The organism is Enterobacter sp. MGH 4 (assembly GCF_000534735.1).
Lineage (GTDB): Bacteria > Pseudomonadota > Gammaproteobacteria > Enterobacterales > Enterobacteriaceae > Enterobacter > Enterobacter intestinihominis.
This window is the reverse complement of the sequence record NZ_KI973296.1, coordinates 141,881-165,290: the sequence shown is the minus strand read 5'-3', so window position 1 is coordinate 165,290 and position 23,410 is coordinate 141,881. Positions and strand designations below refer to the sequence as shown.

Below are 23,410 nucleotides of genomic sequence, written 5' to 3'. Positions count from 1 at the left end.
ATGAAAATCAGTGATGGAAACTGGCTTATTCAACCGGGCCTGAACGTGACGTATCCGGTCCAGGTGTTCGACGTGGAGCAGCAGGGCAATGACCTGGTGGTGTACGTCGCGCCGCGTGACGTGCGCGAACGCACCTGGCAGCTCGACACGTTGATGTTCACGGTGCGCCTGTTTGCTCCGCAGGAGGGGATTGTCGGGGTGCGCATTGAGCACTTCCAGGGCGCGCTGAACAACGGCCCGCACTATCCGCTGAACGTCCTGAAAGACGTGAAGGTCGGAATTGAAAACAACGCCGAATTTGCCGAGCTGAAAAGCGGCAGCGTCAGCGTGCGCGTTACCAAAGGCGAGTTCTGGGCGCTGGATTTCCTGCGCAACGGCCAACGCATTACCGGCAGCCAGCTGAAAAACAACGGCTATGTGCAGGACAGCAACACCGATCGCAATTACGTGTTCGAACGTCTGGATCTGGGCGTGGGGGAAACGGTCTACGGTCTGGGCGAGCGCTTTACCGCGCTGGTGCGCAACGGCCAGACGGTCGAAACCTGGAACCGCGACGGCGGCACCAGCACCGAGCAGTCCTACAAAAACATCCCGTTCTACCTGACCAACCGTGGTTATGGCGTGCTGGTGAATCACCCGGAAAATGTCTCGTTTGAAGTCGGCTCCGAGAAAGTGTCCAAAGTGCAGTTCAGCGTGGAAGGGGAGTATCTGGAGTACTTCGTGATCGACGGCCCGACGCCAAAAGAGGTATTAAACCGCTATACGCAGTTCACCGGGCGTCCGGCGCTGCCGCCGGCGTGGTCGTTCGGCCTGTGGCTGACCACCTCCTTCACCACTAACTACGACGAAGCGACGGTCAACAGCTTTATCGACGGCATGGCCGAGCGCGACCTGCCGCTGCACGTGTTCCACTTCGACTGCTTCTGGATGAAAGCCTTCCAGTGGTGCGATTTTGAGTGGGACCCGGTGACCTTCCCCGACCCGGAAGGGATGATCCGCCGCCTGAAAGAGAAAGGGCTGAAGGTCTGCGTGTGGATCAACCCGTACATCGGCCAGAAATCGCCGATCTTCCGTGAGCTGAAAGAGAAGGGCTACCTGCTCAAGCGCCCGGACGGCTCCCTGTGGCAGTGGGACAAATGGCAGCCGGGGCTGGCGATCTACGACTTCACCAACCCGGACGCGTGCCGGTGGTACGCCGACAAGCTGAAAGGCCTGGTGGAGATCGGCGTCGACTGCTTCAAGACCGACTTCGGCGAGCGTATCCCGACGGACGTCCAGTGGTTTGACGGTTCCGATCCGCAGAAGATGCACAACCATTACGCCTACATCTACAACGAACTGGTATGGAACGTGCTGAAAGAGACGGTGGGAGAAGAAGAGGCGGTGCTGTTTGCCCGTTCTGCCTCCGTGGGGGCGCAACAGTTCCCGGTGCATTGGGGCGGCGACTGCTACGCCAACTATGAATCGATGGCGGAAAGCCTGCGCGGCGGGCTGTCGATTGGCCTGTCCGGCTTCGGATTCTGGAGCCACGATATCGGCGGGTTTGAAAACACCGCTCCGGCGCACGTCTATAAGCGCTGGTGCGCTTTCGGGCTGTTCTCCAGCCACAGCCGCCTGCACGGCAGCAAATCCTACCGTGTGCCGTGGGCGTACGATGACGAGTCCTGCGACGTGGTGCGCCACTTCACCCAGCTGAAATGCCAGCTGATGCCGTACCTGTATCGTCAGGCGGCGCTGGCCCGCGAGTTCGGCACGCCGATGCTGCGGGCAATGATGCTGGAGTTCCCGGACGATCCGGCGTGCGATTACCTCGACCGCCAGTACATGCTGGGGGATTCGATGATGGTGGCGCCGGTGTTCTCCGAGGCGGGCGATGTGCAGTTCTGGCTGCCGGAAGGGCGCTGGACGCACCTGTGGCACAACGATGAAATCGAGGGTAGCCGCTGGCATAAGCAGCAGCACGATTTCCAGAGCCTGCCGGTCTATGTGCGCGACAACACGCTGCTGGCGCTCGGCAATAATAACCAGAAGCCGGACTATGCGTGGCACGAGGGGACAGCCTTCCAGCTCTTCAACCTGAGCGATGGCGCAACGGCGGTAAGCGAAGTGCCTGCGGCGGACGGTTCTGTGGTGTTTACGCTGAAGGCGTCACGTCAGGGCGACGTCGTGACCTTTACCGGCGCGGGAGATGCGCAAAACTGGTCGGTGTGCTTGCGCAACGTGCAAAAGGTTGGCGGCGTGAAAGGCGGTTCACATGCGGGCAGCGAGTGGGGTGTGGTGGTGAAAGCCGAGGGGGATGAGGTGGTGATCCACCTCTGAGCTGGAAAAATGCCCGGTGGCGCTTCGCTTACCGGGCCTACGGTAATTATGCGGTCTGATGCCCTCACCCACGGGGAGAGGGAACCAAAACCTCGTAGGCCGGGTAAGGCGAAGCCGCCACCCGGCTTTTTACTGTGCCGGAGCCACCGCCGACACCATCCCGCCGGTCATCGTCTGCTGCACCTGCTGTTTATCCATATTTACCGCGCTCAGCTTCCCGTTCACCGTCGGCTTCAGCGGCGCATTGGCCTGCACGCTGCCGCTGGCGGTGAGCTGAATATTGCCGTCGCCCGCAATCGGCAGCGCTGGCCAGCCCCACTGCTGCAAAACGTTGAGTGGTACACCGCGCCCGTTCAGGCTCACGGTGGTTTGTCGCTGTGGCAGCTGTGACACGGTGGCGGTCGCTTCCAGGATCCCTTTCTCGGTAAAGGCGCTCAGGTCGGTAATGTTTACCGTTGCGGCGTTGGCATTCAGCGCCAGCGACGGGCGTCGCACGTCGACGCGGTTAAAGGTTGCTGCCGCCCCGTTCAGGGTTGCGTTACCGCCCCACACGCCCCACTTGTGGTCTTGCGCCAGCCGCAGATTAGCGCCATAACCGTCGAGGGAGGTGATCTGCCATGGGAACGCCGGATCGATGTCGATCACCAGGTTGCGGCTCAGGCCGAATTTTTTCAGCGTCACGCTGTTCAGCCATGCCGGAAGCGGATCCATCCACAGCGTTTTCCAGTTTTCCGGAAGCGTATATTCCAGCCCGGCAATGGCAACGTCGTCCAGCACCAGCGCGTTCCCGTCGCGCAGCCAGTTGCCGGAGGTGCGCACCATGCCCCCTTCCCAGCGGGAAGTGAACTGACGCAGCGCAATGCCCTGCGGGGAGAATTCCGCGTTCAGGATAGGGTCAAAAAGATGCAGCGAGCCGTAGATAAATTCGCTGGCGTTCATGGATAACCGTCCCTCCGGGCTTTGCCAGTCACCTTTACTCAGGGTGAGGTTACGCAGGCTGAGATCGAGGTCGGTTACCGCCCAGTCTGGCCCCTGTAGACGGGCATCGGTCACTTCCAGCCGCCCAATCTGTAACGAAGGCAGGGTGGAGAGAGGGGCGAAGAAATCCAGCAGCGATTTGTCGCTTTGCAGGCGTATCTCATTCAGACGCAGGGTGTCGATAACCCAGCCACCGTCGGCATTACGCTGAGCCGACCCCGTAAGCGAGCCGCGCGCCATATCGGCACCGATGGTATTGAGCACCACCTCTTTGCCGTTGAGTTGTCCCTGAATCAGCACGTTGTTGGCCGGTATGCCGTTGAGCGTGAGCGACCCGGCGCTCATCTGGATTTGCGCATTTTTCCCCAGTACGTTCCCCGCCTCGGGCTGCCACGGGCTGACGCCACCGGTCACCTTTTGCGCACTGAGATCCCACTCCGTATTCGGGCTGTTAAAGGCCATGTTATTCAGTTGCAGACGATCGGCCTGGAACGGCAGCGGCGCCGTCTGTGGAGATAAATTCAGCGTGCCATCGAACAGGGTGATGGCGTCCATATGCAGCGGGTCGGTGATCTGGCGGCTGCTTAAGCCAATATCCACTTTTTTAGCGACCAGCGTGGCCGGTTTGCCATCTCGTCCGAAGGTAACGTTTTCCAGAAGAATGTGAGAAGGGGATGAAAAGCGGTGATCCATCAGGTCAAAGTTGAGCTCGTAATCGGTATTCACCGTGATCCAGCTACTGACCTGCGATGCGCCCCAGCGGGTCTGGAGCAGAAAATAAAAGGCGAGCACTACAATGAGCAGGGCTACCAGAAGATAGATAAGCAGCTTTCCAATAAATTTCATGGTCTTCCTTCCCGCGAAACGCACATAAGGGTGTTATGCACGATTTATGCGCAATGCTCAAGGCGGGAATGGTGTAAAGAGATGTCACGGCAGGCATTGACAGCCTGCCGTGTGGGGATCAGTTCTTTTCAGGCGGGAAAATGAGATTCAGCACGATAGCGGTAATACCGCCCGCGGCGATGCCGGAAGAGAGCAGGTTTTTCACCCAGTCCGGGGCAAACTGCAAAATCAACGGCTGCTGGGAGACGCCAAGTCCTACGGCGAGAGACAGCGCAATAATCATGATTGCGCGGCGGTTCAGCGGCTCGCGGGAGACGATACGCACGCCGGAGGCCGCGATGGTACCGAACATGACCAGCGTCGCGCCGCCCAGGACCGGCTCGGGAATGTGCTGCACAAACCCGCTCACCGCCGGGAACAGGCCGAGGACCACCAGCATCAGCGCCACCACGAAGCCCACGTAGCGGCTGGCAACCCCGGTCAGCTGGATCACGCCATTGTTCTGGCCGAAGCAGGAGTTCGGGAATGTGTTGAACACCGCCGAGACAAACGAGTTCAGTCCGTTCGCCAGCACGCCGCCTTTCAGACGTTTCATGTACAGCGGGCCGGAGACCGGCTGCTCGGACACGTCGGAGGTGGCAGTGATATCGCCAATGGTTTCCAGCGAGGTGATCATAAAGACCAGCATCAGTGGCAGGAGCAGACTCCAGTCAATGCCCAGGCCGTAGTAGAGCGGCGTTGGCACGGTAATCAACGCGCTGTTGGTTGGGGTGGTGTTTTCCGGCAGCATGCCCAGCGCCCACGCCAGCAGGTAACCGGCCGCCATGGCGATCACCAGCGAAGCCACGCGCAGGTACGGGTTACGCTGGCGGTTAAGCAGAATAATGATCGCCAGCACTACGCCTGCCAGCAGCAGGTTTTTCGGCGCGCCGAAGGTATGGTCGCTCATTGCCGCGTAGCCGCCCCCGATGGAGGTCAGACCCACCTGAATCAGCGACAGGCCGATAATCATCACCACCACGCCGGAGACCAGCGGGGTGATCACCCGGCGCGCAAGGTGCAGAACGCGGGAGATGATCATCTCTGTGCAGCTTGCCAGCATCAGGGTGCCGAAAAGCGCCGCCATCATCGTCGGGACATCTGCGCCGCCGGTTTTCAGTGCCGTACCGCCCATGATCAGCGGCGCCACAAAGTTAAAGCTGGTGCCCTGAATCGACAGCAACCCCGAACCCACCGGACCCCAGGCTTTAATTTGAATGATGGAGGCTACACCGGAAGCGAACAGAGACATACTGATGATGTGTTGCGTATCCTGCGCCGGTAACCCCAGCGCCTGACAAATCAGCAGAGCCGGCGTGATGACCGCAACGAACATCGCCAGCAGATGCTGGCAGGCGGCAAACAGGGTTTGAGGTAGCGGGGGACGATCTTCAAGGCGGTAAATCAGTTCACTGTTTTGCTTCTGCGCAATCGGTTGCGCATCAGCAGACTCCAGAGTGTTAACAGACATCGGCGGCAATCCCACGGTGGAAAAGCGGGCATTTTAGCTGACCACCTGGTAAAAGCAAACGATTGCCAGCAAAAAAAAGAGAGAAAATCTGCCGGTGTGAGCTGGTTTTCTACAACGAACAGGAAAAAAAAATTACACTTTTCGCGCCGGCGGCTCATGACGAGCATCACCCGGCCCAGGATAACGCCGCGTGTGTATGGAACACGCGCATAACAGGAGCCTTTTATGATTCATCTCGATACGTTGTCGACCCTTGTTGCCGCAACGCTGGTTCTTCTGCTTGGTCGCAAGCTGGTACACAGTGTTTCCTTTCTGAAAAAGTACACCATTCCTGAACCTGTCGCCGGTGGATTGCTGGTGGCACTTGCCCTGCTGGTGCTGAAAAAAAGCATGGGCTGGGAAATTGATTTTGATATGTCCCTGAAAGATCCGTTGATGCTGGCCTTCTTTGCCACTATCGGCCTGAACGCTAACCTCGCAAGCCTGCGTTCAGGCGGCAAGGTGCTGGGCGTGTTTCTGATTGTCGTGGTGGGCCTGCTGCTGATGCAAAACGCCATCGGCATCGGTATGGCGTCGCTGCTGGGGTTGGATCCGCTGATGGGTCTGCTGGCGGGGTCGATTACCCTGTCAGGTGGCCACGGAACGGGCGCGGCGTGGAGCAAGCTGTTCATCGAACGCTATGGCTTTGAAAACGCAACGGAAGTGGCAATGGCCTGCGCGACCTTTGGCCTGGTGCTTGGCGGGCTGATTGGCGGCCCGGTGGCGCGCTATCTGGTGAAACATTCCACTACGCCGGAAGGCAGACCAGACGATGAAATGGTGCCGACCGCGTTCGAAAAACCGGACGTTGGTCGCAGCATCACCTCGTTGGTGATGATTGAAACCATCGCCATGATTGCCATCTGCCTCACCGTGGGCAAAATCGTTGCGCAATGGCTGGCGGGAACGGCTTTCGAACTGCCAACCTTTGTCTGCGTGCTGTTTATCGGGGTGATCCTGAGCAACGGTCTGGCGCAGATGGGCTTCTACCGCGTCTTCGAACGCGCGGTGTCCGTGCTGGGGAACGTCAGCCTGTCGCTGTTCCTGGCGATGGCGCTGATGAGCCTCAAGCTGTGGGAACTGGCCTCGCTGGCGCTGCCGATGGTGGCGATCCTGGCGGTACAGGCCGTGTTTATGGCGCTGTATGCCATCTTTGTTACCTGGCGCATGATGGGCAAAAACTATGATGCGGCGGTACTGGCTGCGGGTCACTGTGGATTTGGTCTGGGAGCGACACCAACGGCCATCGCGAATATGCAGGCGATCACCGAGCGGTTCGGCCCGTCGCACATGGCGTTTCTGGTGGTGCCGATGGTGGGCGCATTCTTCATTGATATCGTCAACGCGCTGGTCATTAAGCTCTACCTGATGCTGCCGATGTTTGGCTGACCGTCAGGCGTTGGAATACCGCTCGGTTTCCGGCATCCAGCGTTCAATTAACGCTGCCGCCTGTTCGGGGTAGCGTTCATGAATATGACGCGCAAGGCGTTGTACTTCGGGGATCATGGCCTGATCGCGCAGCAAATCCGCCACTTTAAATTCGGCGTTACCCGTCTGACGCGTGCCCAGCAGTTCGCCCGGGCCGCGGATCTCCAGATCTTTTTGCGCAATGACGAAGCCGTCATTGCTGTCGCGTAATACCTGCAAACGCATCTGCGCGGTTTTCGACAGCGGGGCTTTGTAGAGCAGCACGCAGTGAGAGGCGATCGCGCCACGGCCCACGCGGCCTCGTAGCTGGTGGAGCTGCGCCAGGCCCAGACGCTCCGGGTTCTCAATAATCATCAGGCTGGAGTTCGGCACATCCACGCCCACTTCGATAACCGTGGTCGCAACGAGTAAGTGCAGCTCGCCCTGTTTGAACGACTGCATCACCGCCTGCTTCTCGGCAGGCTTCATGCGCCCGTGAACCAGACCGACGTTCAGCTCTGGCAGGGCGAGCTTTAACTCTCCCCATGTGGCTTCGGCAGCCTGCGCTTCCAGCAGCTCAGACTCTTCAATCAGGGTGCAGACCCAGTACGCCTGACGCCCTTCCTGCGTACAGGCGTTGCGCACGCGGTCAATGATGTCGCTGCGCCGCGTGTCCGGTATGGCAACCGTGGTCACCGGCGTTCGGCCCGGCGGCAACTCGTCGATGGTGGAGGTATCCAGATCGGCATAGGCCGTCATCGCCAGGGTGCGCGGAATCGGCGTGGCGGTCATGATCAGCTGATGCGGGTGGAAGCCCTGTTGCAGACCTTTCTCCCACAGCGCCAGACGCTGATGAACACCAAAGCGGTGCTGTTCGTCGATAATGACCAGCGCCAGGCCGTTAAACTGCACCTGTTCCTGGAAAATGGCGTGCGTGCCGACAATCATCTGCACCTGCCCGCTGGCAATGGCTTCCTGCTGCGCAAGACGTGCTTTGCCCTTCTGCTTCCCGGCCAGCCAGCCCACTTCGATCCCCAGTGGGGCGAACCAGTTACGGAAATTGTTGGCGTGCTGCTCGGCCAGCAGTTCTGTCGGCGCCATCAGCGCCACCTGCTTGCCGTGGGCGATAGCGCGTAAAGCGGCCAATGCGGCAACCAGCGTTTTCCCGGAACCCACGTCGCCCTGCACCAGGCGCATCATCGGCACATTCAGCGCCATATCGCGTTCGATCTCGGCGGTGACCCGCGCCTGGGCGCCGGTGGGTTTAAACGGCAGTGTGGCCAGCAGCTTATCTTTGAGCTCATCATGCGGGCTTAATGGCTGCGCGTGGAAACGCTGCGCACCTGCGCGCAGGGCCAGCATGCTCAGGTTGTGAGCCAGTAATTCCTCAAGGATAAGACGCCGTTGGGCGGGATGTTTACCGCTTTCTAAATCAACGAGCTGAAGCGTTGGCGGTGGACGGTGCAGGGTGCGCAACGCCTCCGGCAGGCTCATCATGCCCTGCGCCAGCTCCGGCGGCAGCAGCTCGTTAATGGCGCAGGTATCGAGCAGCTCCAGCGCCTGGTCGGTGAGCTTGCGCAGCGTGGCCTGCTTAATGCCTTCGGTGGTTGGATAGACCGGGGTGAGCGTCTCCTGTAGCTCAGGTGAGCTGAGATCGCCCTGCACGCGGTATTCCGGGTGGATCATCTCCGCGCCGTATTTGCCCCGTTTGGCTTCACCGTACGCAAGTACGCGTCGTCCGGTGGCAAGGCTGTTTTTCATCGCCGCATTGAAGTTGAAAAAGCGCATGGTGAGAATGCCGGTGCCGTCGCTGATCTGGCAGGTCATCATCTTGCGTCCGCCAAAGGTGATGTTGCAGTTCAGCACTTCCCCTTCAACGGTGGCGTAAATAGCGGGCAGCAGATCGCCAATTTTATAAAGTTGAGTACGGTCTTCGTAACGCAGGGGGAGGTGGAGCAGGAGATCCTGCACGGTGTGCAGGCCAATCTTCGCCAGTTTACTGCTTTGTGCCGCGCCCACGCCCGTCAGGCTGTTGAGCGGTATGGCGTCCAGCAGGCGGCCTTTCATGATTTACCCTGCATACTGCATGGTGGACCACCACTCGGCATCGGCTTCAATTTCGCCCTGCGCGTTGACGTGGGGGTAAGGCAATTTCTTCTGCTTCGCAACGCGAGCCAGCACCGGATAGCCACCTTCAAACAGCAGGCGCTGCTGCTCCTCTTCCGGCAGCATGCTGTTGCTGCGCTCGTACATTCCGGCATTCTGACGCTGGCGCTGCGCTTCATACAGGATCAGCGCTGAGGCGACCGACACGTTGAGTGACTGGACCATGCCGATCATCGGAATGATGATGTCCCGGTCAGCCAAATCCAGTGCTTCCTGCGTGATCCCCGTTTTCTCCTGGCCCATTAAAATGCAGGTCGGACGGGTGTAATCGATCTCACGGAAATCCACGGCTTTAGCAGAGAGGTTGGTTGCCAGAACCTGCATGCCACGCCCTTTCAGGTGCGAGACCGCTTCACCAATAGTCTGGTGAGTTTTCACGGATACCCAGCTGTTGCTGCCTGCGGCGGTGGAGGCCATGGTACGCATACGTGCGCCTGGCCAGACGGCGTGGACTTCATGCACGCCGACGGCATCTGCGGTGCGAACGATAGCAGAGACGTTATGAGGTTTATGGACCTGCTCCATGCAGACCGTCAGATCAGGCTGACGCCTGGCGAGCATTTCGCAGATTCGCTCGTAACGTGTTGAATTCATAATGCTAGTTTCGGTTACGGGTGACTTTAATGACATCCGGCATCACGCGGATCTTGCGCATAATATTGGCCAGATGTACGCGGTCACGGGCGGTCAGGCGAATAAAGGCGCTGTAAACGCGGCCATCTTTTTCTTCAGTATTCAGGCTCTGAATGTTTGACGAGGCCGTGTTGATCGCTGCCGTCAGGTTCGCCAGTGCACCCTGGTGGTTAAACATATCCACCTTGATTTCAGTGATAAATTCCTGCGCTGTCTCTTTATCCCATTCGACCGCCATGAACTTCTCAGGCTCTTTCTGATAGCCACGGATGTTACGGCAGGATTCGTGGTGGATCACCAGCCCTTTACCCGGGCTGACGTGCGCAATAATCGGGTCGCCCGGGATAGGGCGGCAGCATTTGGCGAAGGTGATGAGCACCCCGTCAGCGCCTTTGATTGGCAGGTGACCATGATTTTGCGCGTTAGCAGGAACGGCTGTCGTTTCGCCCTGTTGCAGGTTCTTCGCCACGACCACGCTCATGGCGTTTCCGAGGCCAATCTCTGCCAGCAGGTCATCCAGCGAGGCGAGCTTCATACGCTCCAGCTCATGCTGAATGTTTTCTGGTGGGATCTCTGCCAGTTTGCGGCTGCCACCCAGCGCGTGATTGAGCAGACGACGCCCCAGGCTAACGGAGTCGTCGCGCTTGAGATTTTTCAGCAGCTGGCGGATTTTTGCGCGCGCTTTTGAGCTCACGACAAAGTTCAGCCAGGCGGCGTTAGGACGTGCGCCCGGCGCGGTAATAATTTCGACAGTCTGCCCACTGAAGAGCGGCTGCGACAGCGGATAAGGCTGCCTGTCGACGCGGGCACCCACGCAGGCATGGCCGATATCGGTATGCACGGCGTAAGCGAAGTCGACCGGCGTCGCGCCCGCAGGCAGTTCGACAATGCGCCCTTCCGGCGTGAAAACGTAAATCTCATCCGGGAAGAGATCGGATTTAACGCTCTCGATAAATTCAAACGAGCTACCTGCACTCTGTTGCAGCTCCAGCAGGCTCTGCATCCAGCGCTGGGCGCGGATTTGCGCGGTGGTGCTGCTTTCGCCGCCGTGCTCTTTATAAGCCCAGTGCGCCGCGACACCCATTTCCGCCATCTGATCCATGTCTTCGGTACGAATTTGCACCTCAACCGGAACGCCGTGCGGGCCAATCATCGAGGTGTGCAAAGACTGGTATCCGTTCGCTTTTGGAATGGCGATGTAATCTTTGACGCGCCCCGGACGTGGCTTGTACAGGCTATGCATCTGCCCCAGCACGCGGTAGCAGGTGTCCGAGTCGTGGACGATGACGCGGAACGCGTAGATATCCATGATCGAGTGAAAACGCTGCTCTTTGAGCACCATTTTGCAGTAAATAGAGTACAAATGCTTTTCGCGACCGCTGACGCGGCATGGAATACCGGCTTCCTGCAAGCGCCCTTCGATTTCAGAGAGGATCTTTTGAATCATCTCTTTACGGTTGCCTCGTGCGGCTTTCACCACCTCTTTAATCACGCGATAGCGGTTCGGGTATAACGCTTCAAAACCCAGCTCTTCCAGCTCGGTTTTAATGTGATGAATACCTAAACGGTGCGCCAGCGGACTGTAGATTTCGAGGGTTTCACGGGCGATGCGGCGACGTTTATCCGGGCGAAGTGAGCCCAGCGTGCGCATATTGTGGGTGCGGTCAGCAAGTTTGATGAGAATGACGCGGATATCCTGCACCATCGCCATGATCATCTTGCGAAAGTTTTCGGCCTGCGCCTCTTTCTTATCGCGGAATTTCAGCTTATCAAGCTTAGAGACCCCTTCCACCAGCTCGGCAACGCTTTTGCCAAACAGCTGTTCCATGTCCTGGTAGGTGGCAGGGGTATCTTCAATCACGTCATGCAGCAGGGCGGCCATGAGCGTTTCGTAGTCGAGTTTCATCTCGGCCAGAATACAGGCCACCGCTACCGGGTGCGTGATATAGGGTTCACCGCTTGAACGTGTCTGGCCCTCGTGAGCGTCACGTGCAACGAGATACGCCTGCTGAAGACGCTTAATCTGGTCTTCAGGCAGGTAGGTTTGAATCAGTTGATTCAGGCTTTCAAACAGATACAAGGGCGACCCGCAGGTTTAATTAACGACGACCTTCAGCAATGGCGGTTACGGCCTGCAGTTCTGCGGCTTCCTGCTCTTGCTGCTCCTGGCGCTCACGCACGTCGAGGATCTGGTTGTTGATCAGACCTTCTTCGATTTCGCGAAGTGCAATAACGGTGGTTTTATCGTTTTCTTCCGGTACCAGCGGATCTTTACCGCCTACCTGCATCTGACGAGCGCGACGCGCGGCGACCAGTACCAGGTCAAAACGGTTACCAATTTTCTCTACAGCGTCCTGAACAGTTACGCGTGCCATACTTAAAATGCTCCACAGGTGAAGAAATGACTGGGCATGATACTGAAAGTGGGTTCAGTCTGCCAACAGTTTGGTGATTAATGCGTCATGTCGCTGCTTCTGGCGGCTCATACGCAGACGTTCTGCGCGAAGGATAGTTTTGAGATCGCTCAGCGCGGCATCAAAATCATCATTCACAATAAGGTAATCATATTCCGCGTAATGGCTCATTTCTGCAACAGCCTGTGCCATACGCTTCGCGATAACTTCTTCGCTATCCTGGCCGCGACCCCGCAGGCGGCGATCCAGTTCATCTTTCGATGGCGGTAAAATAAAGATACTGCGCGAATCAGGCATTTTCTTACGAATTTGCTGCGCGCCCTGCCAGTCGATATCCAGGAACACGTTCACGCCGGTCGCCAGAACCTGCTCAATGGTTTCACGCGAAGTACCGTAGTAGTTACCGAATACTTCTGCGTGTTCAAGAAACGCGTCTCTGCCAATCATCGCTCTGAATTCGTCGTGATTCACAAAGAAATAGTGTTCACCGTGCACCTCACCCGGACGCGGTGCTCGCGTGGTGTGAGAAACAGAAACCTGCGTATCGTACAACGGTTGGGTTTTTAACAGTGCCTGAATAAGGCTGGATTTACCCGCGCCACTAGGGGCAGAAACAATATAAAGCGTGCCTTGAGCCATGAGAGTCTTTTGTATGTGTTAACGAAGAAGTCCTACATACGGGCTTATTATACACGTCGCTGCTGTGTGACGTAGCCTTTGTCACACTTTTTCCCGTGGATGATTAAATTTTGCGTGCCGTTTTCAGGTTTTGTCTGCGGTTTGCAGCAACAAAAAGAAACGCTGGATAACGCCTCGTAAAGCGTAACGTTGCCATTCGCGTCGTTTTCAATACCGGGTTATACCTCCTCCAACGCAAAGGAGGGGTAATAATGTGGCGATGGATAAGCGGGTTTGCGCTGTTGTGGTGTAGCACCGGGTTAGCGGTATGCCCGGTATGGTCGCAGGCAAAAGCAGAAAAGGAAATTGTAGCGCTGAGCGCGCAGATCAAACGCTGGGACGATGCTTACTGGAAGCAGGGAGTCAGTGACGTTGATGACGGGGTTTACGATCAGCTTAACGCGCGGTTGAACCAGTGGCAGCGCTGCTTTGGTCATGTCTCTTCCGAAGAGAGACCGCCACCTCTGACAGGTAGTGTGACACACCCGGTTGCGCATACGGGCGTGCATAAGGTTGCCAGTAAAGCTGAGCTCAGCCAGTGGATGCGAGCCCGGCAACATCTCTGGATGCAGCCCAAAGTGGATGGCGTGGCTGTGACGCTGGTGTACCAGGGCGGGAAGCTTGTCCGGGCCATTAGCCGTGGCAACGGTGTGAAAGGTGAAGACTGGACGGCGCAGGTTCGATCAATCCCCTCTGTTCCGCAAAACCTGTCCGGCCCCCTGGCAAATAGCGTCTTACAGGGTGAACTGTTCTGGATTCATGAAAACCACATCCAGCGTCAGATGGGGGGGATGAACATGCGGGCAAAAGTGGCGGGCGCCATGATGCGTCATAACGATAGCGCACTTCTCAGGCAGCTCGGCGTGTTTATCTGGGCCTGGCCGGATGGACCTAAAGAGATGCAGGTATCTCTGGATGCGTTGTCAAAAGCCGGGTTCACCCTGACGGCGCGTTATACGCTGCCCGCCGCGTCTGTGAATGCGGTCGAAGCGCAGCGTTCAGCGTGGCATACAACAGCATTGCCCTTTGCCACGGACGGCATTGTGGTGCGTTCAGCGGATGAACCCGCGGGCGACGGTTGGTTACCCGGTGAAGGCCGTTGGGTTGTCGCATGGAAATATACGCCTGTCGCTCAGGTTGCTGAAGTGCGAGGGATACAGTTTGGCGTCGGGCGAACGGGCAAGGTGTCCGTTGTAGCCGAACTGGATCCAGTAAAGCTTGATGATAAACAGGTGCGGCGGGTGAGCCTGGGGTCGGTCACACGCTGGCAGCGGCTGGATATTGTTCCCGGCGATCAGGTTCTGATAAGCCTCGCCGGGCAGGGGATCCCCCGATTCGATCGAGTTGTCTGGCGGGGAGCGAACAGGGAAAAACCAGAACCTCCGGCCCTGCAGTACCACTCGCTGACCTGTTTTTATGCCTCACCAGCGTGTATGGAACAGTTCTTTGCCCGGTTGACGTGGCTTAGCTCAAAACAAGGGCTAGGGATCGAGGGGTTAGGCGAGGCGGGCTGGCGAACGCTTCATCAGACGCATCGTTTCGAGCATATTTTTTCGTGGTTAACACTGACGCAGGCGCAGCTACAGTCCACGCCTGGCTTTTCCGCCGGGCGCGGGTTATCGCTCTGGCATCGTTTTAATATTGTGCGCAAACAACCTTTTATTCGCTGGGTCACAGCGATGGGGATCCCGCTGACAAAAGCCACGTTGAATGCGGTTGGGGCGGCGTCGTGGCAGGCGCTGAATCAGCGGAGCGCCGCTGACTGGCAGGCTTTGCCGGGAACAGGTGAAGAGAAGGCGCAGCAGGTCGTTAACTGGCTGCATGCGCCTCCTGTTGATAGGCTGGCAAGGTGGCTGGCTGAGCAGCACATTAACGGGTTCTGACATTAATGCGCGTTGTGCTTGTAATGAAAAACGGGCAGGCCCAGCTTCAGGCGCAATGCCAGCATACGCGCGGTGAAACCAAACAGCAGCGTGGAGATAACCACCACATCGTGGTTGGTGACATAGTGCTGCAAGGCGACATAAAGCACTGCCGCGGCAAAGGAGATGCCGGCATACAGTTCCTTCTGGAAAACCAGCGGGATACGTTTGCAGAACATATCGCGCAGCACCCCGCCAAACACGCCCGTGATCACCGCCGCAATGGTGGCGATAACCGGGCCTTCACCCATATCGAGAGCAATTTGTGCGCCAATGATGGAAAAAACAATCAGCCCAAGCGCATCCAGCACCAGGAACAAGCGGCGCAGATGAGGCATCACCGGGGCTACAATCGTGGTTAACACGGCTGCCGTTGCCACGATAATGACGTACTCAGGGTTTTTAACCCAGCCGAGCGGATAATGGCCAAGCAGGATATCGCGCACGGACCCGCCGCCGAGCGCAGTGGCCGTGGCAATAATGATCACGCCGAAGGTGTCCATTCGGCGACGTCCGGCGGCAAGCGCGCCGGTCATGGCTTCAGCGGTAATGCCAATAAGATAGAGAATGTGAAGCAGCATAAACCCTCCGGAATGAAGTGGAGGAGGTTAGCGATTTGTGCGCAAGATCACGATTGAGATTTTCTAAGGCGAGGGGATTTGCCCTAAAGCAATTTATCAACGCATGCCAGGCGGGCTTGTGATAAGGCGGGAGACAAAGAAAGTAAGGATAAATATGGATTAGAAAAAGTAATGGGTGATGTGCCAGACACCACCCTGAAAGGTATTACTCGATATTCTGGATCTGCTCGCGCATCTGCTCAATCAGGACCTTCAGTTCAATCGCTGAATTGGTCACCTCTGCATTGATAGACTTAGACGCCAGCGTGTTCGACTCGCGGTTGAACTCCTGCATCATAAAGTCGAGACGGCGGCCTACCGCTTCTTTCTTCTTCAGGATGTTGTAGGTCTCTTTAACGTGCGCTTCCAGACGATCCAGCTCTTCAGCCACGTCTACACGCTGCGCCATCAGCACCAGCTCTTGTTCCAGACGGTTGTTTTCCAGCTGAACTTCCGCCTCTTCCAGTTTGGCGACAAGTCGCTCACGCTGCCATTGCAGCACTTCTGGCATATGCGCGCGCACTTTAGCCACTTCGGCGCTCACGCCTTCAAGGCGTTGCTCAATCATCGCTTTCAGCGCCTGGCCTTCGGTTTCGCGGGCAACGATAAAGTCATCCAGCGTGCCGTCGAGTGCAGCCAGGATTTCAGCGGTAATCGCGTCCAGATCCTGCTCTCCGGCGGCCATCACGCCAGGCCAGCGCAGAATATCAACCGGGTTGATCTCGCCTTCATCGCTTTGCATTTTGACCCAGTTCGCCGCATTAACCAGCTGTTTTGCCAGCTTTTCGTTCAGGATCAGTTCGCCCTGGGCACTGGCATCGGGCTCAAACCGCAAATTACATTCCACTTTCCCGCGGGTCAGACGCGTACGGATACGCTCACGCACCACAGGCTCCAGGCTGCGGAACTGTTCCGGCATACGGAAATATGTTTCCAGATAGCGCTGGTTTACCGAGCGCATTTCCCAGGTAGCGCTACCCCAGCTACCCTTGATTTCACGCCGGGCGTAGGCGGTCATACTGCGGATCATAGACATTCCCGTTTTTAAAGGAGAGATGGGGGGATTATAGCTTTCAGGGGCTTCTCAGGATAGGAATAAGCGTCCTTTATCCGTATAATGCGCAGCCACATTCGTTTCAAGCCGGAGAATCCATCATGCGTCCAGCAGGTCGTAGCGCCAACCAGGTGCGTCCCGTCACCCTGACCCGTAACTATACAAAACACGCTGAAGGCTCCGTGCTGGTTGAGTTTGGTGACACCAAAGTGCTTTGCACCGCGTCCATCGAAGAGGGCGTGCCTCGCTTCCTGAAAGGTCAGGGGCAGGGGTGGATCACCGCGGAATACGGTATGTTGCCGCGCGCAACCCATACCCGTAATGCCCGTGAAGCGGCAAAAGGTAAGCAGGGCGGCCGTACTATGGAGATCCAGCGCCTGATCGCACGTGCGCTCCGCGCCGCGGTTGACTTAAAAACGCTGGGTGAGTTCACCATCACGCTGGACTGCGACGTGATCCAGGCCGATGGCGGCACGCGTACGGCCTCCATTACCGGTGCCTGTGTGGCGCTGGCAGATGCGCTGAACAAGCTGGTTGCCGCCGGTAAGCTGAAAACCAACCCAATGAAAGGGATGGTTGCTGCTGTCTCCGTTGGTATTGTTAACGGCGAAGCGCTTTGCGATCTGGAATACGTTGAAGATTCTGCCGCAGAAACCGACATGAACGTGGTGATGACCGAAGATGGTCGCATCATTGAAGTGCAGGGCACGGCAGAAGGCGAGCCATTCACTCACGAAGAACTGCTCACCTTGCTGGCATTGGCCCGAGGGGGTATTGAATCTATTGTAGCGACGCAGAAAGCGGCGTTAGAAAATTGATTTTAAGGCGACCAATGAGTCGCCTTTTTTTTGCCTGTAAGACTGAAAAGACAAAGGAGCAAATCCATGAAATCGTATCAGCGCCAGTTTATTGAGTTTGCGCTTAACAAGCAGGTACTTAAGTTTGGCGAGTTCACGCTGAAATCCGGGCGTAAAAGCCCGTATTTCTTCAACGCCGGGCTGTTTAATACCGGGCGCGACCTGGCACTGTTAGGCCGCTTCTATGCCGAAGCGCTGGTAGATTCCGGGATTGATTTCGATCTGCTGTTTGGCCCCGCGTACAAAGGCATTCCAATTGCAACCACCACGGCGGTGGCGCTGGCGGAGCACCATGACCGCGACGTACCGTACTGCTTTAACCGTAAAGAGGCCAAAACCCACGGTGAAGGCGGCAATCTGGTCGGCAGTGCGTTGCAGGGCCGCGTGATGCTGGTGGATGACGTGATCACCGCAGGCACCGCGATCCGTGAATCGATGGAGATTATCCAGGCTAACGGTGCAACGCTTGCGGGTGTGCTGATTTCGCTTGATCGTCAGGAACGCGGGCGTGGCGACATCTCTGCTATTCAGGAAGTGGAACGCGATTATGGCTGCAAAGTGATCTCTATCATCACGCTGACAGACCTGATTGCATATCTGGAAGAGAAGCCTGAGATGGCGGATCACCTGGCGGCGGTAAAAGCGTATCGCGAAGAGTTCGGGGTTTAATTGCGTTGCCCGGTGGCGCTACGCTTACCGGGCCTACCTGTTCGTAGGCCGGATAAGGCGAAGCCGCCATCCGGCGATGGCGTTACTGTAATTGTGCTGCCACTAACGGCCAGCGGGCGTCAAAATCGTCCGTTGGTCGATATTTAAACTCGCTGCGCACAAACCGGGAGAGCATCCCTTCGCAAAATGCCAGGATCTGGCTTGCCAGCAGCGTCTCATCCGTATTATATCCCTCACCTTCCCGCATTTTCTTCTCGCGCAGAACCTGACGAAGCTGGGCTTCGATACGCTCAAAAAGCTGGTTTATACGGCCTTGCAGACGATCCTGTTCAAACATCAGCGCGTGGCCGGTCAGAATACGAGTCAGACCCGGGTTACGTTCACCAAAGCCCAGAATCAGCAGCACAATCAGACGCAGACGCGTGCTGGTGTCTTTTTCATCCTTCAGAATCAGGTTGATGCGCGTGATCAGGCTATCTTCGATAAACTCGATCAGGCTGTCGAACATCCGGGTTTTGCTCGGGAAATGACGATACAGCGCCGCCTCTGACACGCCCACAGAGGCCGCCAGCTTGGCGGTGGTGATGCGTTGACTGCCGTCGCTGGATTCAAGCATCAGAGCCAGAGATTGAAGTATTTCTTCGCGACGATTCCTTTTCGCGGTTTGTTTTTCTGCCATGTTACAAAATACCCCTGAAAATAAGCACTTGTCAGGCTGGCAACCACACAGCGACCCGCAAACTGACGTTTGCGGTTTGTTATTGCATTATGGCGCTGTGAGATGCGTGTTTGTCGGGCGGTTATTTGCGCCCGGAATGGCCGAAGCCGCCTTCGCCACGGTCGGTAACGTCGAAGTCTGCCACCAGGTTAAATTCTGCCTGCACCACCGGTACAAACACCATCTGCGCAATACGCTCGCCCGGTTCAATGGTGAAGCTGTCCTGGCCACGGTTCCAGACGGATACCATCAGCTGACCCTGATAGTCAGAGTCGATCAGGCCGACCAGGTTACCCAGCACGACGCCATGCTTATGGCCCAGGCCAGAGCGCGGCAGGATCACCGCTGCCAGTGACGGGTCAGCAATGTGAATCGCCAGCCCGGTCGGGATCAGGGTCGTTGCACCCGGCGCCAGTTCTACGGCGTCATCGAGACAGGCGCGCAGGTCAAGACCGGCAGAGCCGGAGGTGGCATACGTTGGCAGCGGAAATTGCTCGCCAACGCGCGGGTCCAGAATCTTAACGTCGATTTTTTTCATCATAACGGGTAACGATCTCGTCCAGTAATTGTTGGCCCAGGAGTTCTTTGCGCTCAAGCGGTAAGACTTTATCTCCATCCTGCCAGAAAAGGTGCAATGCGTTGCTGTCGCTGTTAAATCCTTGCGTGGACAGCGATACGTCGTTCGCGCAAATCAAATCGAGGTTTTTGCGGGTACGTTTTTGCCGGGCATATTCTTCCACATTATTCGTTTCTGCGGCAAACCCAACAACGTAAGGACGATGAGTTTTCAATGCGGCGACACCGGCAACGATATCCGGGTTCTTCACCATTTTTATTGTTAATTCATCACCTTGCTTTTTAATTTTGGCGTCGGCAATGGTTTCGGCGCGGTAATCAGCAACGGCCGCACAGCCGATAAAAATATGCTGTTGTTGAGCATGCGCCTGTACGGCGGCTTCCATTTCCAGCGCGGTAGTTACATCAATACGCCGCACAAACGCAGGGGTGGTAAGCGACACCGGGCCGCTCACCAGCGTCACGTTCGCGCCGCGTTTGGCTGCCGCGGCAGCAATTGCAAAGCCCATTTTGCCGGAGCTGTGGTTGGTGATGTATCGCACCGGATCCAGCGGCTCGCGCGTGGGGCCCGCGGTAATCATGATGTTGAGATGTTGCAGATCGTTGACAGGCGAGAAATGGGCGGCGGCCATATCAACAATCGTCAATGGGTCGAGCATACGCCCTGGCCCCACGTCGCCACAGGCCTGGCTGCCGCTCTCCGGTCCCCAAATTAGCAGGCCGCGCGAGGCCAGCGTATCCAGATTATGCTGGGTAGCGGCGTTGCGATACATCTGCTGGTTCATTGCGGGTACAACCGCGACGGGCGCAGGCGTGGCGAGGCAAATGGTCGTTACCAGATCGTTCGCCATCCCGGCCGCCACGCGGGCAATTACATCTGCCGTGGCGGGGGCAAGGATAACCAGATCTGCCCATTTCCCCAGCTCAATATGGCCCATTGCGGCTTCGGCTGCCGGGTCGAGAAGGCTGTCGGATACCGGGTATCCCGAGACGGCTTGCAGGCTCAGCGGGGTGATAAAGGCTTTGCCACCTTCGGTGATCGCGACCCGTACGTCGGCCCCGCGCTCGCGCAAACGGCGCACCAGGTCTGGCGTTTTATAGGCAGCAATACCGCCGCTGACGCCAAGAACGATTTTTTTACCGGCCAGGCTCATCATGATTCTTTCCTGTTGGGTTTCACCAGAGAGCGGGCATTTTATCACAATCCCTAAAACGGGGTGATGATGTCCTCAATTCACTTTGCGAGGCGCTACGCAAGAACGAAACGCCAGCGTCGAGCCCCGAATTTGCCTGTGGCAGCATAATGGCAAACAGAAGGAGGCCGGGCATGGAAGAGACTGAACTGCTGCTACCGCGTGAAAAAATGCTGCGCCATGGCGTCACGTTGTTAAAGGACGACGAGCTGCTGGCGCTCTTTTTACGCACAGGCACGCCGGGGAAAACGGTATTTACGCTGGCGAAAGAGCTGATAGAGCATTTCGGCTCACTGTATGGATTGTTGACCGCCGAGCTGGAGGCGTTTACGCACGTTGAGGGTATTGGCGTGGCGAAATATGCCCAGTTACGGGGCATTGCCGAGCTGGCCCGGCGATTTTACAACGTGCGTATGGAGGAAGAAGACCCGATCCTCACCCCCGATATGACCCGCGAATTTCTGCAAAGCCAGCTTTCCGATCTGGAGCGGGAGATCTTTATGGTGATCTTTCTCGACAACAAAAACCGTGTACTGAAACATACCCGCCTTTTTTCGGGAACATTGAGCCACGTTGAGGTGCATCCGCGTGAAATTGTGCGGGAAGCGATAAAAGTGAATGCAGCCGGCGTGATCCTCGCGCATAATCACCCCTCTGGCTGTGCAGAACCAAGCAGAGCTGACAAAGCAATTACCGAACGTATTATCAAATGCTGTCAATTCATGGACATTCGTGTGCTGGACCATCTGATAATTGGCCGCGGAGAGTACATTTCTTTTGCCGAACGTGGCTGGATTTAGGCCTTTTCTCGCGATCCATCGGGATCTTTGTCTGTTCGGGACTTGAGCACACCGCCGAGTCAGCGTATACTACGCCACCTTTGAGAATCTCGGGTTTGGCATTTGGGCCTGGCAATCGAGAGTTCAATAGAACTATGCGATGACCGGGCTGTAAAGCCTGACGAGGCGCCGATACCCCATACGAAGCTCGAGCTAATTTGATTTTTGGAGAATAGACATGTCCCGAGTCTGCCAAGTTACTGGCAAGCGTCCGGTGACCGGTAACAACCGTTCCCACGCACTGAACGCGACTAAACGCCGTTTCCTGCCGAACCTGCACTCTCACCGTTTCTGGGTTGAGAGCGAGAAGCGTTTTGTCACCCTGCGCGTATCTGCTAAAGGTATGCGTGTAATCGATAAGAAAGGCATCGATACAGTTCTGTCCGAACTGCGTGCCCGTGGCGAAAAGTACTAAGTACTTAAAGAGGAAATAAATCATGGCTAAAGGTATTCGCGAGAAAATCAAGCTGGTTTCTTCTGCTGGTACAGGTCACTTCTACACCACCACGAAGAACAAACGTACTAAGCCGGAAAAACTGGAACTGAAAAAATTCGATCCAGTTGTACGCCAGCACGTACTGTACAAAGAAGCTAAAATCAAATAATTTTAGTCTCCTTGTATTGAAAAACCCCGCATCTGCGGGGTTTTTTGCATTCTGCATCTCAACGGAGGAACCATGCCTGAATTACCTGAGGTAGAGACCAGCCGCCGCGGCATTGAGCCCCATCTGGTTGGCGCGACTATTCTTCATGCTGTCGTTCGCAACGGGCGTCTGCGCTGGCCGGTGTCCGATGAGATCCACGCGTTAAGCGATAAACCCGTCCTGAGCGTACAGCGCCGCGCGAAATACCTGCTGCTGGAGCTGCCTGACGGCTGGATCATTATCCATCTGGGCATGTCGGGAAGCCTGCGCATCCTCACCGAAGAGTTGCCTGCGGAAAAGCACGACCACGTTGATCTGGTGATGAGTAACGGCAAGGTGCTGCGTTACACCGACCCGCGTCGCTTTGGCGCATGGCTGTGGACCAAAGAGCTGGAAGGGCACAACGTGCTGGCGCATCTTGGACCTGAGCCGCTCTCAGAGGCGTTTAACGCGGATTATCTCAAAGAGAAGTGCGCGAAAAAGAAAACCCCGATTAAACCCTGGCTGATGGATAACAAGCTGGTCGTGGGCGTGGGGAATATCTATGCCAGCGAATCGTTGTTTGCCGCCGGGATCCATCCCGATCGGCTGGCCTCTTCGCTGTCTGCGCAGGAGTGCGAGCTGCTGGTCAGAGTGATTAAAGCGGTACTACTGCGCTCAATTGAGCAGGGCGGGACGACGCTGAAGGATTTTCTGCAAAGCGACGGGAAGCCGGGCTATTTTGCGCAGGAGTTGCAGGTTTATGGTCGTAAGGGGGAACCGTGCAGAGCATGCGGGACGCCGATTATTGCCACGAAGCACGCTCAGCGCGCCACGTTTTACTGCCGTCAGTGCCAGAAGTAGGGTTACTTTAACTTTTCCATCAACGCCTGGTGGACGTTAACCGGCAGAAAGTGGGTAACGTCCCCGCGATGGCGCGCCACCTCTTTCACCAGCGAAGAAGAGATGAAGGACCACTCTTTGGAGGGCATCAGGAATACGCTCTCCAGCTCCGGCATCAGATGGCGGTTCATGTGCGCCAGCTGCATCTCATATTCGAAGTCTGCTACCGCGCGAAGACCGCGGATCAGGATATTGGCCTGCTGGGCACGGGCAAAGTTTGCCATCAAATCGCTGAATCCGACGACCTCAACATTCGACAAATGCGAAATCGCATCGGTGGCAAGCTGCACGCGTTCGTTCAGGTCAAACATCGGCTTTTTGCTCGGGCTGGCGGCAATGGCCAGAATCACCTTGTCGAACATACACGCCGCACGGGTGATGATATCAAGATGACCGTTAGTGATCGGATCGAAGGTACCCGGATAAATCGCTTTTGTGCTCATGGC

Annotated in this window: 22 protein-coding genes; 9 read left to right on the top strand and 13 right to left on the bottom strand. The window is 56.8% G+C overall.

The window, feature by feature from the left end; genetic code table 11:
* A complete protein-coding gene (gene yicI / locus L350_RS03670) occupies window positions 1–2,319 on the top strand; it encodes an alpha-xylosidase (RefSeq protein WP_032626606.1) in 2,319 nt (772 codons plus the stop codon).
* A gap of 129 nt (window positions 2,320–2,448) precedes the next feature.
* On the opposite strand, the gene L350_RS03675 is transcribed toward yicI, so the two are convergent.
* Complete coding sequence (locus L350_RS03675; protein ID WP_032626603.1) at window positions 2,449–4,143, bottom strand: AsmA family protein; 1,695 nt, start codon at window positions 4,141–4,143, stop codon at window positions 2,449–2,451.
* Between the two features lie 118 nt (window positions 4,144–4,261).
* Window positions 4,262–5,653, bottom strand: coding sequence for a xanthine/proton symporter XanP (gene xanP, locus L350_RS03680; RefSeq protein ID WP_032626600.1), 1,392 nt, complete (start codon window positions 5,651–5,653; stop codon window positions 4,262–4,264).
* A gap of 225 nt (window positions 5,654–5,878) precedes the next feature.
* On the opposite strand from xanP, the gene gltS reads away from it, so the two are divergent.
* The gene (gltS, locus tag L350_RS03685) at window positions 5,879–7,081 is read left to right on the top strand and encodes a sodium/glutamate symporter (RefSeq protein ID WP_006812438.1); all 1,203 of its coding nucleotides are present in this window, start codon (window positions 5,879–5,881) and stop codon (window positions 7,079–7,081) included.
* 3 nt (window positions 7,082–7,084) lie between these two features.
* Here gltS and recG read toward each other — a convergent pair whose 3' ends face one another.
* Genes recG through gmk form a run of 5 tightly spaced genes read right to left on the bottom strand, consistent with a single transcriptional unit; the run spans window position 7,085 to window position 12,951 of the window.
* The gene (gene recG / locus L350_RS03690) at window positions 7,085–9,166 is read right to left on the bottom strand and encodes an ATP-dependent DNA helicase RecG (RefSeq protein WP_032626598.1); all 2,082 of its coding nucleotides are present in this window, start codon (window positions 9,164–9,166) and stop codon (window positions 7,085–7,087) included.
* 3 nt (window positions 9,167–9,169) lie between these two features.
* Window positions 9,170–9,859 carry a tRNA (guanosine(18)-2'-O)-methyltransferase TrmH gene (gene trmH / locus L350_RS03695; protein ID WP_032622047.1) on the bottom strand — a complete coding sequence of 230 codons (690 nt, stop codon included), beginning with the start codon at window positions 9,857–9,859 and terminating at the stop codon, window positions 9,170–9,172.
* A 4-nt stretch (window positions 9,860–9,863) separates the two neighbouring features.
* On the bottom strand, window positions 9,864–11,978 hold the full coding sequence (gene spoT / locus L350_RS03700; RefSeq protein WP_022646616.1) for a bifunctional GTP diphosphokinase/guanosine-3',5'-bis pyrophosphate 3'-pyrophosphohydrolase: 2,115 nt from the start codon (window positions 11,976–11,978) through the stop codon (window positions 9,864–9,866).
* Between the two features lie 19 nt (window positions 11,979–11,997).
* Window positions 11,998–12,273, bottom strand: a complete 276-nt coding sequence (gene rpoZ, locus L350_RS03705; protein WP_000135058.1) for a DNA-directed RNA polymerase subunit omega — start codon at window positions 12,271–12,273, stop codon at window positions 11,998–12,000.
* A 54-nt stretch (window positions 12,274–12,327) separates the two neighbouring features.
* Complete coding sequence (gene gmk, locus L350_RS03710; protein ID WP_006177710.1) at window positions 12,328–12,951, bottom strand: guanylate kinase; 624 nt, start codon at window positions 12,949–12,951, stop codon at window positions 12,328–12,330.
* Window positions 12,952–13,202: 251 nt separating this feature from the next.
* On the opposite strand from gmk, the gene ligB reads away from it, so the two are divergent.
* Window positions 13,203–14,873: an NAD-dependent DNA ligase LigB gene (ligB, locus tag L350_RS03715; RefSeq protein WP_032626596.1), complete on the top strand. Its 1,671-nt coding sequence runs from the start codon at window positions 13,203–13,205 to the stop codon at window positions 14,871–14,873.
* A gap of 2 nt (window positions 14,874–14,875) precedes the next feature.
* Here the strand turns inward: ligB and L350_RS03720 are convergent, their stop codons facing one another.
* Entirely contained in the window at window positions 14,876–15,493 is a 618-nt protein-coding gene (locus L350_RS03720; protein ID WP_023299016.1) for a trimeric intracellular cation channel family protein, read from the bottom strand.
* 205 nt (window positions 15,494–15,698) lie between these two features.
* Entirely contained in the window at window positions 15,699–16,562 is an 864-nt protein-coding gene (locus L350_RS03725; RefSeq protein ID WP_003860907.1) for a YicC/YloC family endoribonuclease, read from the bottom strand.
* 125 nt (window positions 16,563–16,687) lie between these two features.
* On the opposite strand from L350_RS03725, the gene rph reads away from it, so the two are divergent.
* Both rph and pyrE read left to right on the top strand, forming a co-directional pair.
* Window positions 16,688–17,404, top strand: a complete 717-nt coding sequence (gene rph / locus L350_RS03730) for a ribonuclease PH (RefSeq protein ID WP_015570044.1) — start codon at window positions 16,688–16,690, stop codon at window positions 17,402–17,404.
* Window positions 17,405–17,470: 66 nt separating this feature from the next.
* Window positions 17,471–18,112 (top strand): orotate phosphoribosyltransferase, encoded by a 642-nt coding sequence (pyrE, locus tag L350_RS03735; protein WP_023305206.1) that lies wholly within the window; start codon window positions 17,471–17,473, stop codon window positions 18,110–18,112.
* 82 nt (window positions 18,113–18,194) lie between these two features.
* Here pyrE and slmA read toward each other — a convergent pair whose 3' ends face one another.
* The 3 genes from slmA to coaBC form a co-directional block, all read right to left on the bottom strand.
* Window positions 18,195–18,791, bottom strand: coding sequence for a nucleoid occlusion factor SlmA (gene slmA / locus L350_RS03740; RefSeq protein WP_003860901.1), 597 nt, complete (start codon window positions 18,789–18,791; stop codon window positions 18,195–18,197).
* Window positions 18,792–18,912: 121 nt separating this feature from the next.
* Window positions 18,913–19,371 (bottom strand): dUTP diphosphatase, encoded by a 459-nt coding sequence (dut, locus tag L350_RS03745; protein WP_032626594.1) that lies wholly within the window; start codon window positions 19,369–19,371, stop codon window positions 18,913–18,915.
* Window positions 19,349–20,560, bottom strand: coding sequence for a bifunctional phosphopantothenoylcysteine decarboxylase/phosphopantothenate--cysteine ligase CoaBC (coaBC, locus tag L350_RS03750; protein ID WP_087878399.1), 1,212 nt, complete (start codon window positions 20,558–20,560; stop codon window positions 19,349–19,351). The genes dut and coaBC overlap by 23 nt, the downstream gene beginning before the upstream one ends.
* Window positions 20,561–20,733: 173 nt before the next feature.
* On the opposite strand from coaBC, the gene radC reads away from it, so the two are divergent.
* From radC to mutM, 4 genes are all read left to right on the top strand, one after another.
* Entirely contained in the window at window positions 20,734–21,399 is a 666-nt protein-coding gene (gene radC / locus L350_RS03755) for a RadC family protein (RefSeq protein ID WP_022646621.1), read from the top strand.
* A gap of 217 nt (window positions 21,400–21,616) precedes the next feature.
* Window positions 21,617–21,853: a 50S ribosomal protein L28 gene (gene rpmB / locus L350_RS03760; RefSeq protein ID WP_002436699.1), complete on the top strand. Its 237-nt coding sequence runs from the start codon at window positions 21,617–21,619 to the stop codon at window positions 21,851–21,853.
* Window positions 21,854–21,875: 22 nt separating this feature from the next.
* On the top strand, window positions 21,876–22,043 hold the full coding sequence (rpmG, locus tag L350_RS03765; RefSeq protein WP_003024094.1) for a 50S ribosomal protein L33: 168 nt from the start codon (window positions 21,876–21,878) through the stop codon (window positions 22,041–22,043).
* A 72-nt stretch (window positions 22,044–22,115) separates the two neighbouring features.
* A complete protein-coding gene (mutM, locus tag L350_RS03770) occupies window positions 22,116–22,925 on the top strand; it encodes a bifunctional DNA-formamidopyrimidine glycosylase/DNA-(apurinic or apyrimidinic site) lyase (RefSeq protein WP_003860879.1) in 810 nt (269 codons plus the stop codon).
* Between the two features lie 2 nt (window positions 22,926–22,927).
* On the opposite strand, the gene coaD is transcribed toward mutM, so the two are convergent.
* Complete coding sequence (gene coaD / locus L350_RS03775) at window positions 22,928–23,407, bottom strand: pantetheine-phosphate adenylyltransferase (RefSeq protein ID WP_022646622.1); 480 nt, start codon at window positions 23,405–23,407, stop codon at window positions 22,928–22,930.
* Between the last annotated feature and the right edge of the window lie 3 nt (window positions 23,408–23,410).

Bases quoted from the DNA above. Each gene is read 5' to 3' on its own strand.
- yicI (WP_032626606.1), top strand. From the start codon at position 1: ATGAAAATCAGTGATGGAAACTGGCTTATTCAACCGGGCCTGAACGTG.
- L350_RS03675 (WP_032626603.1), bottom strand. From the start codon at position 4,143: ATGAAATTTATTGGAAAGCTGCTTATCTATCTTCTGGTAGCCCTGCTC.
- xanP (WP_032626600.1), bottom strand. From the start codon at position 5,653: ATGTCTGTTAACACTCTGGAGTCTGCTGATGCGCAACCGATTGCGCAG.
- gltS (WP_006812438.1), top strand. From the start codon at position 5,879: ATGATTCATCTCGATACGTTGTCGACCCTTGTTGCCGCAACGCTGGTT.
- recG (WP_032626598.1), bottom strand. From the start codon at position 9,166: ATGAAAGGCCGCCTGCTGGACGCCATACCGCTCAACAGCCTGACGGGC.
- trmH (WP_032622047.1), bottom strand. From the start codon at position 9,859: ATGAATTCAACACGTTACGAGCGAATCTGCGAAATGCTCGCCAGGCGT.
- rpoZ (WP_000135058.1), bottom strand. From the start codon at position 12,273: ATGGCACGCGTAACTGTTCAGGACGCTGTAGAGAAAATTGGTAACCGT.
- gmk (WP_006177710.1), bottom strand. From the start codon at position 12,951: ATGGCTCAAGGCACGCTTTATATTGTTTCTGCCCCTAGTGGCGCGGGT.
- ligB (WP_032626596.1), top strand. From the start codon at position 13,203: ATGTGGCGATGGATAAGCGGGTTTGCGCTGTTGTGGTGTAGCACCGGG.
- L350_RS03720 (WP_023299016.1), bottom strand. From the start codon at position 15,493: ATGCTGCTTCACATTCTCTATCTTATTGGCATTACCGCTGAAGCCATG.
- L350_RS03725 (WP_003860907.1), bottom strand. From the start codon at position 16,562: ATGATCCGCAGTATGACCGCCTACGCCCGGCGTGAAATCAAGGGTAGC.
- rph (WP_015570044.1), top strand. From the start codon at position 16,688: ATGCGTCCAGCAGGTCGTAGCGCCAACCAGGTGCGTCCCGTCACCCTG.
- pyrE (WP_023305206.1), top strand. From the start codon at position 17,471: ATGAAATCGTATCAGCGCCAGTTTATTGAGTTTGCGCTTAACAAGCAG.
- slmA (WP_003860901.1), bottom strand. From the start codon at position 18,791: ATGGCAGAAAAACAAACCGCGAAAAGGAATCGTCGCGAAGAAATACTT.
- dut (WP_032626594.1), bottom strand. From the start codon at position 19,371: ATGATGAAAAAAATCGACGTTAAGATTCTGGACCCGCGCGTTGGCGAG.
- coaBC (WP_087878399.1), bottom strand. From the start codon at position 20,560: ATGAGCCTGGCCGGTAAAAAAATCGTTCTTGGCGTCAGCGGCGGTATT.
- radC (WP_022646621.1), top strand. From the start codon at position 20,734: ATGGAAGAGACTGAACTGCTGCTACCGCGTGAAAAAATGCTGCGCCAT.
- rpmB (WP_002436699.1), top strand. From the start codon at position 21,617: ATGTCCCGAGTCTGCCAAGTTACTGGCAAGCGTCCGGTGACCGGTAAC.
- rpmG (WP_003024094.1), top strand. From the start codon at position 21,876: ATGGCTAAAGGTATTCGCGAGAAAATCAAGCTGGTTTCTTCTGCTGGT.
- mutM (WP_003860879.1), top strand. From the start codon at position 22,116: ATGCCTGAATTACCTGAGGTAGAGACCAGCCGCCGCGGCATTGAGCCC.
- coaD (WP_022646622.1), bottom strand. From the start codon at position 23,407: ATGAGCACAAAAGCGATTTATCCGGGTACCTTCGATCCGATCACTAAC.